This is a genomic window from Nocardia sp. PE-7 (genome assembly GCF_030486425.1).
GTDB lineage: Bacteria > Actinomycetota > Actinomycetes > Mycobacteriales > Mycobacteriaceae > Nocardia > Nocardia salmonicida_A.
Window position 1 is genome coordinate 2,849,096 of sequence record NZ_CP129614.1, and the last position, 14,239, is coordinate 2,863,334.

The 14,239-nt window shown below is 64.2% G+C and carries 15 protein-coding genes; 8 read left to right on the forward strand and 7 right to left on the reverse strand.

Going from position 1 to position 14,239, the window contains the following annotated elements:
* Nucleotides 1-43: 43 nt before the first annotated feature.
* Together QX204_RS13355 and QX204_RS13360 are read right to left on the reverse strand one after the other, a co-directional pair.
* The gene (locus QX204_RS13355) at nucleotides 44-835 is read right to left on the reverse strand and encodes a class I SAM-dependent methyltransferase (protein ID WP_301907061.1); all 792 of its coding nucleotides are present in this window, start codon (nucleotides 833-835) and stop codon (nucleotides 44-46) included.
* Nucleotides 836-1,054, reverse strand: a complete 219-nt coding sequence (locus tag QX204_RS13360) for a hypothetical protein (RefSeq protein ID WP_301907062.1) — start codon at nucleotides 1,052-1,054, stop codon at nucleotides 836-838.
* A gap of 849 nt (nucleotides 1,055-1,903) precedes the next feature.
* Here QX204_RS13360 and QX204_RS13365 point away from each other — a divergent pair.
* Together QX204_RS13365 and QX204_RS13370 are read left to right on the forward strand one after the other, a co-directional pair.
* The gene (locus QX204_RS13365) at nucleotides 1,904-3,082 is read left to right on the forward strand and encodes an esterase/lipase family protein (RefSeq protein WP_301907063.1); all 1,179 of its coding nucleotides are present in this window, start codon (nucleotides 1,904-1,906) and stop codon (nucleotides 3,080-3,082) included.
* Between the two features lie 7 nt (nucleotides 3,083-3,089).
* Nucleotides 3,090-4,226, forward strand: a complete 1,137-nt coding sequence (locus QX204_RS13370; RefSeq protein ID WP_301907064.1) for a PucR family transcriptional regulator — start codon at nucleotides 3,090-3,092, stop codon at nucleotides 4,224-4,226.
* Nucleotides 4,227-4,279: 53 nt separating this feature from the next.
* Here QX204_RS13370 and QX204_RS13375 read toward each other — a convergent pair whose 3' ends face one another.
* Nucleotides 4,280-5,545, reverse strand: a complete 1,266-nt coding sequence (locus tag QX204_RS13375) for a PucR family transcriptional regulator (protein WP_301907065.1) — start codon at nucleotides 5,543-5,545, stop codon at nucleotides 4,280-4,282.
* A 473-nt stretch (nucleotides 5,546-6,018) separates the two neighbouring features.
* Between QX204_RS13375 and QX204_RS13380 the strand changes: the two genes are divergently transcribed.
* Together QX204_RS13380 and QX204_RS13385 are read left to right on the forward strand one after the other, a co-directional pair.
* Nucleotides 6,019-6,885: a CPBP family intramembrane glutamic endopeptidase gene (locus QX204_RS13380; RefSeq protein ID WP_301907066.1), complete on the forward strand. Its 867-nt coding sequence runs from the start codon at nucleotides 6,019-6,021 to the stop codon at nucleotides 6,883-6,885.
* Nucleotides 6,886-7,276: 391 nt separating this feature from the next.
* A complete protein-coding gene (locus QX204_RS13385) occupies nucleotides 7,277-7,720 on the forward strand; it encodes a hypothetical protein (RefSeq protein WP_301907067.1) in 444 nt (147 codons plus the stop codon).
* A gap of 75 nt (nucleotides 7,721-7,795) precedes the next feature.
* Here the strand turns inward: QX204_RS13385 and QX204_RS13390 are convergent, their stop codons facing one another.
* Nucleotides 7,796-8,398 carry a TetR/AcrR family transcriptional regulator gene (locus QX204_RS13390; RefSeq protein ID WP_301907068.1) on the reverse strand — a complete coding sequence of 201 codons (603 nt, stop codon included), beginning with the start codon at nucleotides 8,396-8,398 and terminating at the stop codon, nucleotides 7,796-7,798.
* Between the two features lie 118 nt (nucleotides 8,399-8,516).
* Here QX204_RS13390 and QX204_RS13395 point away from each other — a divergent pair, with 118 nt between their 5' ends.
* Complete coding sequence (locus QX204_RS13395; protein ID WP_301907069.1) at nucleotides 8,517-9,689, forward strand: aromatic ring-hydroxylating oxygenase subunit alpha; 1,173 nt, start codon at nucleotides 8,517-8,519, stop codon at nucleotides 9,687-9,689.
* 172 nt (nucleotides 9,690-9,861) lie between these two features.
* Here the strand turns inward: QX204_RS13395 and QX204_RS13400 are convergent, their stop codons facing one another.
* Nucleotides 9,862-10,440: a QsdR family transcriptional regulator gene (locus QX204_RS13400; RefSeq protein ID WP_301907070.1), complete on the reverse strand. Its 579-nt coding sequence runs from the start codon at nucleotides 10,438-10,440 to the stop codon at nucleotides 9,862-9,864.
* Between the two features lie 274 nt (nucleotides 10,441-10,714).
* Between QX204_RS13400 and QX204_RS13405 the strand changes: the two genes are divergently transcribed.
* From QX204_RS13405 to QX204_RS13415, 3 genes are all read left to right on the forward strand, one after another.
* Entirely contained in the window at nucleotides 10,715-11,158 is a 444-nt protein-coding gene (locus QX204_RS13405) for a hypothetical protein (protein ID WP_301907071.1), read from the forward strand.
* A gap of 303 nt (nucleotides 11,159-11,461) precedes the next feature.
* Nucleotides 11,462-11,899, forward strand: coding sequence for a hypothetical protein (locus QX204_RS13410; RefSeq protein WP_301907072.1), 438 nt, complete (start codon nucleotides 11,462-11,464; stop codon nucleotides 11,897-11,899).
* 146 nt (nucleotides 11,900-12,045) lie between these two features.
* Nucleotides 12,046-12,522: a hypothetical protein gene (locus QX204_RS13415; RefSeq protein WP_301907073.1), complete on the forward strand. Its 477-nt coding sequence runs from the start codon at nucleotides 12,046-12,048 to the stop codon at nucleotides 12,520-12,522.
* Nucleotides 12,523-12,858: 336 nt separating this feature from the next.
* On the opposite strand, the gene QX204_RS13420 is transcribed toward QX204_RS13415, so the two are convergent.
* Nucleotides 12,859-13,782 (reverse strand): hypothetical protein, encoded by a 924-nt coding sequence (locus QX204_RS13420; protein WP_301907075.1) that lies wholly within the window; start codon nucleotides 13,780-13,782, stop codon nucleotides 12,859-12,861.
* Between the two features lie 151 nt (nucleotides 13,783-13,933).
* On the reverse strand, nucleotides 13,934-14,113 hold the full coding sequence (locus QX204_RS13425; RefSeq protein ID WP_301907076.1) for a hypothetical protein: 180 nt from the start codon (nucleotides 14,111-14,113) through the stop codon (nucleotides 13,934-13,936).
* Nucleotides 14,114-14,239 lie beyond the last annotated feature (126 nt).

Here is a 14,239-nt window from a genome sequence, read left to right on the forward strand (position 1 = left end):
GTCTCCTCGAGGTGATGGGGCGGTCGACGTATCGAGTAGTGCTCTACGCGGGTTCCAGGAAGGCGGTCCGCCGCGACAGCTCGGCCCGCAACTGCAGGAATCGGAACAGTCCTGGCCGGCCGGCGACGGCTTCGTAGCGGTCGACGACCTCGTCGATGAAGGCGGGGATGTCGGCGGCGGGAATGCGGGCTGTCCAGTCGGCGAACCCGACCGTGCACCATCGGGCGAAGGCCTCGCGTGAGCCGAAGTCCCATTCCCGGTCGGTCACGGAGTGTGCGGTGACCTCGAGGTCGGCACTCGCCGCGATCGAGGGCAGTGCGCCGGGGTCGATATGCACGAAGGGGCGCGAGAACCCGGCGAACGCGGTCGACCAGCGCACCTCGCTGGTGACCGCCATCGCGGCATCCTCGATGCTCGGGCGAGGCCCGCCGCAGACATACTGCACGAGCACCCGTCCGCTGGGTTCGAGTGCCGCGGCGATGTGGCGGTAGGCGGTCTCCTGGTCGAGCACCCAGTGCAGTGCGTTGAACGAGACAACGAGGTCGAAGCCATAGGGGAAGGTCATCGTCGTGACGTCGCCGACTCCGAAGTCGATATTGGTGAGCTGGTCGTCGGCCGTGCGGGCGGTCTCGATCATCCGCGGCGACGGGTCGATGCCGAGCACGGAACCAGCGGGCACCCGCGCTGCGATCAGGCGAGTCACATAGCCGTCGCCACAACCCACGTCGAGGACGTGCTCGCCGCCCGCGAGTTGGACGGACTCCACAGCGTCCGTCGCCATCGCGCGCTGGAGTCCACTGATGTGGGCGTAGCCCGCGCCGTCCCAGTCGGCCATCTACGACCCGCCCCGCGACGGAACGTCCTTCTCGACCGGCGGGGCTTCGTCCGGGGCGAGGTACGCGCTGATCCTGCGCAACAGCGCGCCACTGCCATTCGAGTAGCCGCCCGACGCACCGAACGGATGGGGTTGGTGGTCCTCGATGCTGGTGATCCCGTACCTGGGCTCGGTCACCCCATGGCCGCCGATCGAGACGCTGAGATTCGAATTCGGCATCGGTCGACCGGATGCGTCGCGCGACGCGATCGGAATCATCGTTCTTTCACTGACCAGGGGAGTTCCGGCAGTGCGTCCGGCATTTCCGGCCGCGAGGACGGTAATCGCCTCGCGGTAGTAGGCGACGTCGATGACTCGGCGCTGAAACCGGGCACGTACATGATCAACCTCCTGAATAGGCCCGAGTCATAGCAATTGACTCTCATGATATTGGCACAGGTCGCAGGGGTTAGCGATAGGCATTCAGCCGAGCTGAGACCATCGGCGGTGTAACGACCGGCGCAGGGTGCGAACAATCGCGCGTGGCCAATGTATTGATGGAGAAATATCGCGCGGCCTCGGCACCACCGAAAATGGTGGTACTGAACAGTGGTGGGACCGGCGGCGCATCCACCACAACGTCGCGAGGCGCGGGATACGCCGAGGCGAAATTGCTTTGCAGCAGACCTTTGAGTCGCAAAGGTCGGGCGCGGGTGCTGGATGTAGTCCTTGATCCAACCCGCGGGGAAGACCTCGCGTGGGTCTCGGAGATTTGTTCTGGCCGATCGAACTGGGCCGCGACGACCGTAGTCGTCTCCGGCGGCACGGATACGGCTTCCGAAACAGCCCGGTCCGGCACAGCAAAGTTCGGCGCAGAGCTGACGTCGCTTGGCTTCTGCGCCATATCGTTCACGCCGAATATGGAACTCCGTGCAGTGACGGAACCTGCCGATCGGTACAGACTCTAATTGCCGCCACGACGTAGCGATCTGCGTCACATTGCAGCGAAATTATGGCCTGAGTCACTCGGATGGTCGTGGCCGGTCGATCAGATGGGATTTGTTGGAAATGTTTGCAACGAAGCAGCACATGCACCGGTCCGCCGTAGCCGCGGCGCTCATCGTGGGAGTCGCTGTCGGTCACGGACTCGCAACCACCTCCGCCGCCGCGGAACCCGCCGTCGCATCGGAGTTGCAGTCTTTCGCCGACGCCGTCACCGCCGGGTTGAAGCCATCGTCAGACGGCCGGCAACCCACGGCGATCGTCGACTCGGGGAGCGGATCCGGTAGCGGTGGCTCTGGCAGCGCGTCCGGTAGCGCCTCGGGCAGCGGTTCCGCGTATGGGCACAGCACCGCCGCCACACCTGTCGGTCAAGGGCCGGAGCTGACCGCGCCGCTGGCCGCGTTCGCCTACGGTCTCGCCAGTCCGGACGTCGCTCCGGCCGGTGCGAACAACTGGGATTGCAAACCCAGCGCCGAGCATCCACGACCGGTGGTGTTGTTGCACGGCTCGTGGCTCAACGCCTTCGACACTTTCAGCTTCCTCTCGCCGCAGATCGCGCGTGCCGGCTTCTGCGTATTCGCCCTGAACTTCGGTCGTTCCGGGCTCATCGAGGGCGGTGGCCTCGGCAGTGTTCTGCCCGGCCGCTACGGTGTGGGACCGATCGAGGAGTCCTCGCGTCAGGTCGCTGAGTTCATCGACCGGGTTCGCACGAGTACCGGCGCCGACAAGGTCGACATCGTGGGCCACTCGCAGGGCGGCACCGTCGCCAACCACTACCTGAAGTTCGAGGGTGGCGCGAACAAGGTCGCCGAGCTGGTATCTCTGGGTGCCACCCACCACGGCACCACGCTGATGGGCATAGCGACACTCGGCAGAGCGATCAACAACCTCGGCATCGACATTCTCGGTTTCTATGAGCCGATCGTCGGGATATCCAACATCCAGCAGGCAATCGGCTCCCCGTTCTACACCACGCTCAATGCCAAGGGCGACACTGTTCCCGGTGTCGACTACACCGCGGTGGCATCACGCTACGACGAGGTGACCAACCCCTACGACTTGGCGTTTCTCCGCGCCGGTAATGGTGCGACGGTCCGTAACGTCACGTTGCAGGACGGGTGCGAACAGGACGTCTCCGACCATCTGACGCTCATGTACTCACCGCGCGCGGCGTCGGTGGTCCTCAACGCGCTCGATCCAGTCGAGCATCCGAACCTGAACTGCGCGTTCAACCCCTGGTTGATCGGCGGCGGTGGGAAGCTGTGAGCCCGCGGTGACCGTCTATCTCGCTGTCGAAGCGCCCGAACAGCTGTCGCGGGCGACCGACCGAATCGCCTACAACATTCTGGAATCGCTGCCGCGCCGAAGTCGGCGAGGAAACGTAGTGCGCGACGAGATCTGCGCCGTCGTCGCCGACTGTATGGCGCTGACGACCGACGACCAGGACAGGGGCCCCGACTCCCGAACGGCGCGAATCCGCCTGGCGGCCGCGCGGTGGGCCAGTATCGGCGTGCCGATCGAAACAGTGCAGAAGCACGTCCACGCAGGATTCGGACTGCATCTCGATGACCTCGAAGCGAATTCCGCGCCGTTCGATGCGGTACGGCGCCTGATGAACGCGATGAACACTGTGATCACGACCGTGTCGACAACATATTCGGAGATCGCGCCGTTCGACGACGATCGAGGCGGTCCCGGTACCTTGGCTCACGTTTTGCTCAGCGGACGTCCCACCCCGAGGTTGATTCGCGAGCTGGAAGCTTTGAACGTCGAGCAATTCACTGTGCTGGCGGTAGCAGCAGGCCCGTCCTCGCCCGAGTCGGTATCGCCACGCGAATTGCTGACGTTGTTGTCACGAAGTTTCGGGTGGCCGATACCAGGGTTGTGCTCCGAATTCGGGGGAACGTTCCTGGTGCCGTCCTCGTTCGGTACCGAAAGGATCCGAAGTGTTGTCGCGCGGACACCGCTGACAGTCGTCGCGGTGACCGTAGCCCTCGACCGAATTCCCTCGGCTGCTGAGGAAGTGCACGAACTGCTGGACGTGGCGACGAGGCTGCGTCGCCCACCAGGCCTGTACCGCCTCGCGGATCTCGCCATCGAATACCAGCTGACTCGTCCGGGCCCCGGGCGTGATCAGCTCGAACTGTTCCTCGAACCGGTAGCTCAACATCCCGAACTGATCAGTACGCTGCGCGCGCACATCGACAACGGCCTCAATCGCCGACTCACCTCTCGCACGGAGCATATCCACCAGAACACCGTCGACTACAGGCTCCGGCGCATATACGCCCTGGTCGGACTCAGTGCACACGACCCACGACTCATCTGGTCACTGCGAGCTGCGCTGGTGGTGCGTGACTACCAGTTGGCCGGTACAGATCATCGGACTGCCGAACTGTCAGCCAGCTGATTTCGGGGCAGCCGTTGCGTACGGCATCGGTGTTCGATCGTCCACGGAACGAATCACCCGCTATTCGATACACTCGTCGAATAGCGGGTATTTTCGTTGTCGGGAGAATCCAGTCGATATACCGTGAGCGACGCGGCAAGCATGCGCGAATCCGTCGGTTCGGCCGGGTCGAGTCCGGTGAGTTCAGCAATTCTGCGCAGGCGGTACGTAAAAGTGTTCGGGTGTACGTGAATCAGCCGTGACGCCGTTTTGCGGTCGCCGCCGTGAACGAGATGCGCTTCGAGCGCGTCGATCAGGTGTGGACTGCTCAAGAGCGGAATCACCCGCTGTGCCAGACGTTCTCGGGCCGGGCCGGGGCGGGTGAGCTGGTATTCGAGCAGCAGGTCGTCGAGTCGATAACAACCGCCCGGCTTGCCGCTGAGCCGAGCCAGCTCGGTCAGCTCGGTCGCGTCTTTCGCTGCGGTCGGAATGTCATTGCGGTCGACACCGGAGAATTCGGCCAGATGCACGATCGCGCCGAACCGGTGAGCCAGCCGGGCGGCGAGCTCGTCAAATCTTCCTGTGTCGAGAATGTCGGTGTCAGGGCTGCTGGTCAGCAACGCGATACCGTTGGTGCCGTCGAAGGTGACCGGGATGGTCGTGCTGGTGAGATCGTCGAGCGCCTGCTGCAGCACGCGGATCCGGCGCCGCGTCACCAGGTTCGCGGCGCTACCGATACGAGCGGGTTCGCTCAGCCGGATCGCCAGCACCGTGTAGTGCTCGGCCAGAATCGTGTCGGCGCGCGCGGCGAGTTCCTCGGCTGGCACCCCGCGCACGAGGGCCGAGCACAGCTCGCGCCGCGCCTCGCGCTCGGCGTGATAGATCGACTGCTCGACCGCGGTATAGGTCTCCACGACGGTCATATTGATATGGCGCAACAGATCGAGCAGTCGGCCGAGTACCCGCGCGAAGTCAGCCAGCTCGGTCGGCTCGGCAATCAGTTCCGCCTCTGCCAGTACCGCCTTCGCCGATCCATGGATCGCGTCGATCAGCATCGGCAGTGGCAACCTGTCCTCGGCGTGCCGTTCGGCGACGGGTCCGACGAAAGCTGCCACCTCGGCGCGAGTGAATTCGCGGTCGGCACCGATAGCTTCGAGAACCGCACGGCCGCAGGCGTAGATCGTGGGCAGTACCTCAGCGGTGAAATGGTCGGCGGGCAGTTCGGAGGGTGCCGTGGCATCGAGGCCGTCGGCGAGTATCCGCTCGGCGATCTGTGGCCAGCGAACCAGAAGCCGAGCCGTCAGAGTGAGTGACCCGGAAACAGGGCGTTCAACGATCATGCCCCGATTGTGTCTGTCGACAGGGCCGAGAGGGGCAATCCTCGAGAAAACACATACACCTTGTCTCGAGAGACAATTCTTCCTCGCTTTTCTGAGACCGCGGGGCAATGACACAGGTCGCTTCCGATGCTCGCCCTCCGGGCGGCCGAGTACGGGCAGGCGAATAAGCGCTAGCAACGGCGATGCTCGGCCTCGGCCGGGATGAAGGCGAACGGTTATCAGCCGCGTGCCAGGTGCGTGCTTTCGGCAGCGGATTCATCGGCGCCGAGGACGCCGGGTAGGGGGACCTTTTCAGGGTAAAATTCCGGGTCTTTCCGGAATTCGGATACCGAAACCTATTGCTACGGTCCGTCCATGAACCATGATGCTTACCTTTCAACAACGAATTCTGGTCTGTGTGGCCCGTTGTCGGCATCGAGATCGAAGCGAAGACAGGCAGGCATGAATTCTGTAGCCGGAGCTGGCGGGCAGCCATGACGACAGTCCGTGCGCGCTGCGCTACTCCCGGATCGACTGTCACCGATGTCGCGTGGTTCTTCGCGATCGCCATCGTGCTCTGCTACACGCTGTCCGTTCCGATGGTCTTTCGACTCGTCCCCACCGACTTCGACAACCTGATCGTTCCGATCCTGCAACTGACCCCGCTGCTCGCCGCGATCATCATGTGGCTCGCCCGACGACCCGGAACGTTCGGAGAAACATTCGCTACCGGGTGGCGCGGCACACCCGAATGGGCAGGCATCGGCATCGGCATCATCGCCGCGATCGCCGCCATCCAGGTCTGCATCGCACTGGCATCGGGGATCTGGCCGCTCAACCCGCTCGACCAGATCTTGGCGGCGACCGTTTGGGTCATTCCGGTCCTGCTCCTGCAGTCGGTCTTCGCTATCGGAGAGGAGTTCGGCTGGCGCGGTTGGCTGGCGACCCGCGCCGCGTCGTGGGGATTCTGGCCGCTGGCCTTTGTCAGCGGTGTGGTGTGGATCGTGTGGCACCTGCCGGTGCTCGCCGTCATCGGAGACCGCCCACCGTGGGACATCGTCATCTATTTCGCGGGCATGCTGCCGTGGGCGCCGCTGCTGCTCGCGCTTCGTTGGCGGTCGGGGAGTGTGTGGCCGGCAGTCATGACGCACGGAGCGATCAACAGCGTCCGGGTGTACCTGCTGCAATCGGTGCCCGATGCGACAGATCATCTGCTCATCGAAGTGATCGGCTGGGTACTGACGCTCGCCGCGGCACTGTGGCTGATGCGCACGAGCCCGGCGCCGGTCGTCCATGGAACCGCTGCAGCTCAAGCCCTTCCGCAGGTCGGCGACGAACAGCGAGAATCCCAGCAACCCTGACCAAGCCTGCGGGGTGAGCGCCGTTTCCAGACGATGACCTCGCCGAGATTGGGCTCTCCACCCCATGGATACCCCACAGTTCGACCGGAATCACTGAGAAAGCTCGCCGAGTGCAATTTCGCGAAAGCCTGGTACTGGGCCGACCATTGACAGAGCGATCCGCGGATTTACTTGGGACAGCAACTATCAAGCGGCCGTAGATGCGGCATTCAGTCAGCTCGCCGGCCGGTGCGTCGCCGCCGGTCTGGATGCCCGTGTTGTGCCGCAGTGGAGGCGGGCTGGCGCTGGTATTGCAGGAACCAGTTCATCGCGATCGCCACAACCGCAACGAGATCCGTTCGCATTGCTGGATCGAATCGCCCTAATTGCTTGCAAGACTTAGAATTCGGTGATGAAGCGACCAGCTGAGGGGTCGGCATTCGGCGTCGGTGAGCAAGTTTTCCTGGTCGGTTGTACCCCGAGTAGCTTGTTTGCGCCGGTAAGCAACGCGGTCGCGATCGCGGCCGCTGTCGGCTGGCTCGACAGCGCGTGGCTCATCATGCCCGAGGGCCGGGGATGGTGGGGGGCCACTCTGGCCTTCGGGTTCGCGGGGCTGGTGTACGTGCTGCTCGGGCTGGTGCTTCTGATCGCGATCGTGGTGTCGCCGGTCCGAATCTACGTCGGTGGGCTGAGCGAGATCGTGTCGAACGTACTGAAGGTCTGGATGCTCGTCATGTTCAGCGAGTGGGTCGGTTTCGGTGTGGGCGTTGATGGTTGGTGGACGTTCGTCTGGGCCGGTGTGATTATCGCGGCTGTTCGCTTTGTGTTCGGTGCGCGCACCAGTTTCGACGGATAGGCGAGTCGCCGCTCTTCGAGCGACGTCCGCTCTGCGCGGTGGCGGTGCGTCGGGAATTTGCCGTTCGTTCTGGGCTCAGCGTTGGAGGGCGCGGAGTGCGGGGGCCACCCAGGTCGTGAGGTAGGCGCGCAGCTGCGCACCTTGCCGCGGTGGACGACCGGGGTCGATGACGAAGGACTGCACGATCCGCAGCATGTGCTCCACGAGTTCATCGAGACGAGCGTCATCGATCCCCGCGCGGCCCCAATCGACAGCGAAGCGTTCGAGAATGGAGCGGCCGAAGGTCAACGCGGTATCGGAGGTAACGCCTGGGGAGAATGCGCCCGCGCGGCCAGGGTTCAGCAACAAGCCGAGATACCGGTCGGTGGCGAGGCGTTCGAGGGTGTATGCGATCCCTTCGACCACGGCCTCGGCGGGATCGGTGAGATGGTCCAGATGCGCGGCGAGGACATCGAGAAACCGACCCGTTTCCGCCAGGGCCGTGGCGGTCAGCAAAGCGTCGGCATTGGCGAAATATCGGTACACGGTTTGCCGGGTGACACCGAGGTCGCGCGCGATCTCGGCCATGGTGAAATCCCCGCCGCTGCGTTCGATGGCCGCACGGGCGGCTCCGATGATGCGCGCGACGGCTTCGGTGTCATCGGCCGGGGTGGTCCCCGACCAGCCGTGCGTGCGCATCGATTCCTTCCGGGCCGGTGATCGTGTTCTGCCGACCCTATCGTCCGCGCCGAGGTCGGCGATCGTCCCGTTCCATCAAAATTGACCATACAGATAGACAGATATGTATGGTCAACTCATGACCACTCAGATCGAACCCGGCGCCGCCGGGCTGACCGAGGACCTGACCCGCCGCGCCTTGGGATTGGTGCTCGACCGCACCACCGATATGGCCCCCGCTCCGCTGCGGGTGCCGTTGCACTACTACCGCGACCCGAAGATCGCCGAGATCGAGCAGTCCCAGATCCTGCGCCGCACACCGCTGATGATCGTGCCCTCGGCGCGTATCCCCGCACCGAACGACTACGTGGTGCGCACCGTGCTCGAAGATTCACTGTTGGTCACCCGCGACCGCGACGGCACCGCGCATGTGTTTCTGAACTACTGCCGCCACCGCGGCGCGCAGCCGGCATGCGGCTCGGGAAATGCCACCCGCTTCACCTGCCCCTATCACGCTTGGACCTACCGCAACACCGGCGAACTGGCTGGGGTGCCCGGCAAAGAGGGCTTCACCGGCATGGACCGCGCCGGCTACGGATTGGTCGAGCTACCCAGCCAAGAGCGTCACGGGTTCATCTGGGCAGTGCTCTCTGCCGAGGGCTCGATCGACATCGACGCCCACCTCGGCACGATGGGACCAGAACTGGCGCAACTGAACTACGTCTCCTACGGCTACCACGACGAGCGGGAATTCACCTCCGACGTCAGCTGGAAAGGCGCACTAGAGGCCTTCGCCGAGAGCTACCACTTTTCCTTCGTTCACGGCCAGAGCGTGATCGGTCAGAACACCGTGGCCAACACCTCCACCCACGACGCCTTCGGCCGCCATCACCGAATGGGATTCCCGTTCAACTGGATCACCGCGCTCGCGGCCGATCCGAGCGGATCCTGGGACCCGCTGATGAACATGGGTGTCATCTACTGGATCTACCCGAACCTCGTGCTGGCCAACAGCCCTGTCGGTGTCGAGATCCTCGACATGCTGCCCGCGGGCGCCCCGACCTGCTGTACTGTCCGCCACAGCTGGATGGCCAAGATCCCCGCCACCACCGACGAGCAACGAGCCGTCTACGACGACATCTACGCCCAAGTCCATGCCGCGGTCCGCGACGAGGACTTCGCCATGTTGCCTCAATGCGGCGAAGGAGTTTGCCGAGGCCAGCACGATCACATGATCATCGGCCGCAACGAAATCGGTGTCCAGCACATGATCAAAACTCTCGCCGCCGAACTCGGCATCGCACTGGACTGACAGCGAACAGGAACATCGATGGCCGCTCGATGGTTGGGTGCAGGTCTTCATCCACGACGAAGCGAACAACGTCATGCGCGATCTGCGCCGCTACATCCGCAGGGAACGTGAAGTTCTCGGGCTGACATCTCGCCGCATTCCTTCTGGTCGGGAGTCGCTCACCTCGCGGGGTTCATTGGTGTGCGGACAGGACGGTTCGCATGATGCCGATGGTCGCCGCGATGTCTGGCTCACGGCCTGCGGCGACATTCGCCCAGACCAATGCGGTCGCGGTCATCGCCAGGACGCCGAAGGTTTCCAGTGGAACAGCGAGATGTGGTGCGGCAGAAGCTGTTGCGCGGGACAGGTTCGCTTGCAGTGCCGAGTTGACCAGGCCGTCGGGATCCAAGAGCACGCGCAGTGCGAGGTTCGGTTCACGCCGGGCGAACGCGGTCAGTGGCTCATAGCCGATGCAGCCGTACATGAATCGCGCGGCAGCATCGAGTGCCTGATCGATGCCGTCGCCTTGCGCGTCATGTCGGGCGCGCTGCCAGATATCGCCGATCGACTCGAGAATAGCGTGGTCGATGAGCTTTTCGCGGTCGCCCACCCATCGGTACAGGGTCGAGCGACCGATATCCAAACGTGCGGCGACGGTGTTCATGTCCACTCGCTCGCCCTGCTGGAACAGCCGCACCGCCACGGTCCGCGCGTCGTCGGCGGTCGGGCGACGAAAGGAGGGTATTTCCTCTTCGGGCAGTACGGGACTCACAAAGAAACTGTAACAGCCAGGACATCTATTAGTTTGGCTTCTTTTAGGACATTCTTTACAGATGTCCCATTCCGTTTGACGTTTGCTCCGAAGTCGGTGTAACTCGCGTCATAAGGAGATCGATGTCTACCCTCATCAAGTTCGCCACCGTCGCGGCTCTGACCGTGCTGGCGCCGATGGCGGCCGCCTGCACAACCTCGTCGGTCCGGGAGACGTCGACTCCGCCCAACAGCACGAGACTTCGAGCTGCTTCTGGTTCGGTCCGACGTTCTCGATGACCAACCAGGAACTCAACTACGCGTTTCCCGATTCCGGGGCGTTGTACTGGGCCGCGCAGTTCGCGATCCCCGCAGGCGCCCAGCTGACAGTGAAGGGCGAGTACGCCCACGCCCGCTACCAGTCGCTCAACTCCTACAACGTCACCGACAACACCCCGACGGCCGCGCTCAACGATGTGTCGACCGCGCCCGACGCCGGGTCGGCGAACCCCTACCTGCCCGGTGCCGAGAGAAGTGGTGAAGATAACCGCTCGTACACGGCGACCGTCCGCAACGAGGCGCCCGGCGCGGCCTCGGCACCGAACACCCTCTACACGGGAGTTCCTGGCCAGGAACGGACCACCCTCATCTACCCCTGTACCTGCCCGATAACGGGCGAGGCATCACCGGCGGGGTCGGCCTGCCGCGACCGGAGCTGCGCCTGGCCAACGGCGAGGTGATGACCGGCGACAAGCTGTGCGAGGCAGTCGGCGCCGCGACGACCACTCCGAAGGTGGACGTCCTGCCGATGGGTAGTACCTGGCACTGCGGGACGCGCCAGATAAAGCGCCCACCTTCCCCGCGGCCGAGCAACCGGTGTGGCGCACCTGCTACAACACCCAATTCGGGCTCGGCTGTAGCTATCTCGGCAAGTACGAGGGAACCCGGCCCGGACCGGCGGGCAGTACTCCAATATCGACAACAATTACGTCAACGCCTATGTCAGCCGGGGTTTCGGCAAGGTACTGACGCTGACGGGGACCATGCCGCGGACGCCGCGCACGATCGACAATGCGCCGAGCACCGACGGAGACGTCGACATGCGCTACTGGTCGTTGTGCAGCAATGAATCCCTCGCCACGACCCGGGCGACCGGATGCGTGTTCGATGAGGACGTGCCCCTCGACGCGGCCCGCCGCTACACCGTTGTCGCGAGTCTGCCCGAGGACCGCCCGGCCAATGCCACCGAAGCCTGTGGAGTCGCGTGGGTGCCGCTGCCGAGCGCCGGTGACGGCGCGGGCCGCCCCGAAGGCGCGTACTTGATCATGCGGAACATGTTGCCCACCAGCGGTTTCGGGCACGCTGTCCAGAATACCAAGGCTCCCGGCGACGAGAACGTCGTGATGGGCGCCTACCTGCCGGACGGAAAGTACTCGTCGAAGGCGGAATTCGAGGCCAAGGGCTGCGCACCGATTCGCTGACCCGATCTGAACGGACACACCTTCTATGGCGGGACCACCGCGGCTATACCGACCGCCCCGCGCTCACCGCCCGACCACCGGCTTCCCGGCCGGCTCGCTGAGGTAGGGGGAGTGAGCTGTCGACAAGGGGTTTCGCGAAGATCGGTGTGACGACCAGTTCCTCCGGCGGCAGCAATCTGAACCTCCACGGCCTACCCGCACCGATCGCGACGATCGTGCGCGCCGCCTACGGCGATGCGACCGGTCGGATCTTCCTCATCGCCGCCGGGGCTGCGATCGTCGCCCTCCTCGCGACCGCGTGGCTTCCCAACCGTCCGCTGCGCAGCACGATCGATATCGATCCGACCCTCGACCCGAACTCTAAAGAGTCCGCGTCACAAGACAATCCGACCGATATCGACACAATGGCGGCGCTGGATGCCGAATTGGCCGTACTCGCGGAGTCGGGGCGCGAAGAAGACCGGGTCTGGGAGGGCGCTGAGCGAGTGTTGTCCGAGTCAGAGCTGGTGCCGCGGCGACGCCATGCGTCGAAGCCGCTGCCGAGCATTGAGTTCACCTTGCTCGGGCCCTGCCATCGCCTCCGGTTGCGGGTCACCCGTCTTGTCGGATCCTCGGAGCCCTGAATTCGCACTGGTTCGTGGGCGTGCGACACCAGGGCTGCCTGCAAATGCACCACCCGTCGCCATGGTGGATCTCTGCCGATGACAGTGGTGGGGCGCTGAAGGCGGTAGTCCAACGGTTCGGGGGAGCATTCACCAAAGTGATGGCAGTCGGGCATCTTTCGGGTCGGGGACGAGCGTCTCTTCTATTTCGGCCGACGCCTACTCGACAACTGCACGCCCCTAATGCCTGTCGGCGCTCGCTCGATGCTTGCGCTGAGTTGGACGCTCGAAGCAGTCTCCGGTGTCGGGTTCTTATCCTCGGTGGCGGCTCGATATCGGGTGGGCCTTCGGTCGAATTCATTCGCCGCTCCCTGTGGTCGGCTGTTCTCGGGACTCGGTGTTCGGCGGGCCAACGATCAGCTTTTCCAGGCCGGAGGTCTGGTCGGAGTACCTGCGGATGGCGAGCACCGCGACGAATTCGTTGGCGCCCGCCCACTGATGGAGGGAACTCCAATGGTTGGCAAGAAACCAGCCCGCTCCGGCGGCGCCCCGGGGCGCGAGACCGGCGCAGAGGAACCAGTACCGATCGGGATGTAGGCCGGGGCTCGGCCGGATCCGGGCGAGGAAGCCGATGTGGTGCTTGCCATTGGAGTCGTACCGGGTGCCGTCGCTCAGCTCGAGATGTTCGACGACAGGCCCGATTGTCGGATCGGTTGTCGACACCGTGAACAACCGACGGGTGGCGCCTCCCGCGGGTGAGGGTATGGTGCCGAGCCCGAAGCCGATATACGCGCGGTCGGTGTAGGCGGCGGCCTCCCCGTCACCACAGAAATCCACGTGAATACCGGTGTGGTGCCCCAGGAGCGCGGAAACGTAGAGCAGCCCCCGGAGGTCGTTCTCCGGGACGACGACCACTGCATCGCGCCGGGTGGGATACACCAGCGTCACACCTCGGGTGACCATATCGGCGCCGAGGAATGCTTCCAGCTTGCGGTCGATCGGTGCGGAGGGCTGGACAGCGCGCTCGTCCGCCGAGAGGGAATCGACAATCTGGAACAGTCTCTCGATGGTCCAACCGGGAAACATTCGTTGTAGGACCCGGCGATGATAGTCGCGGGGCAGCCCGACCATACGGCCCGACAACCATTGATAATACTGGGCTTTCGCCGGGCCGTATCCTGGTGGGACCGGAGGATCGAGTTGCGCGGCACATCTGTCATAGGCGACCATAAAATCCGAATGACTCTTGAGCTGTCGTTCTGCCAGCAGCAGTTTCAGCATGGTCTGCACCGAAAGTGCCTCCCCCCCTTGCTAATCCACTTCCATGAACGCCCGCCGCTCGCGGTCCGACGAGCGACGTACCACCCGGTCGCCACCGAGGGCCGGTCCAGCGCGGCCTCAGATGTGGCGGGTAGGCCGCGCCGGTGCCCGCTCAGGGGAGAGCGACTGAGGTGCTCCGATCGGCCAACACGATGGTGAACGGGGTTGCGGTGCTACCGAATCGCGCGAATCGCGTCGTGGTCGGCCACCCGAAGTCGGTCCCGGTGATCGCGACGCTCGCGGCGCTGGTGGCCGGACCGGAGGCCGGCGCAGCAGCGGTGATGGCAGACATGGCGCTGCCTCCTTTTCGTGATGATGATGATTTCCCCGAACGGAGGGGTGCTCGTCGGTGGAGCAGCCCCCGGTACTTCCATTAACACACCGGACCGACACACAGGCAATGCATCGACGTTCCGTT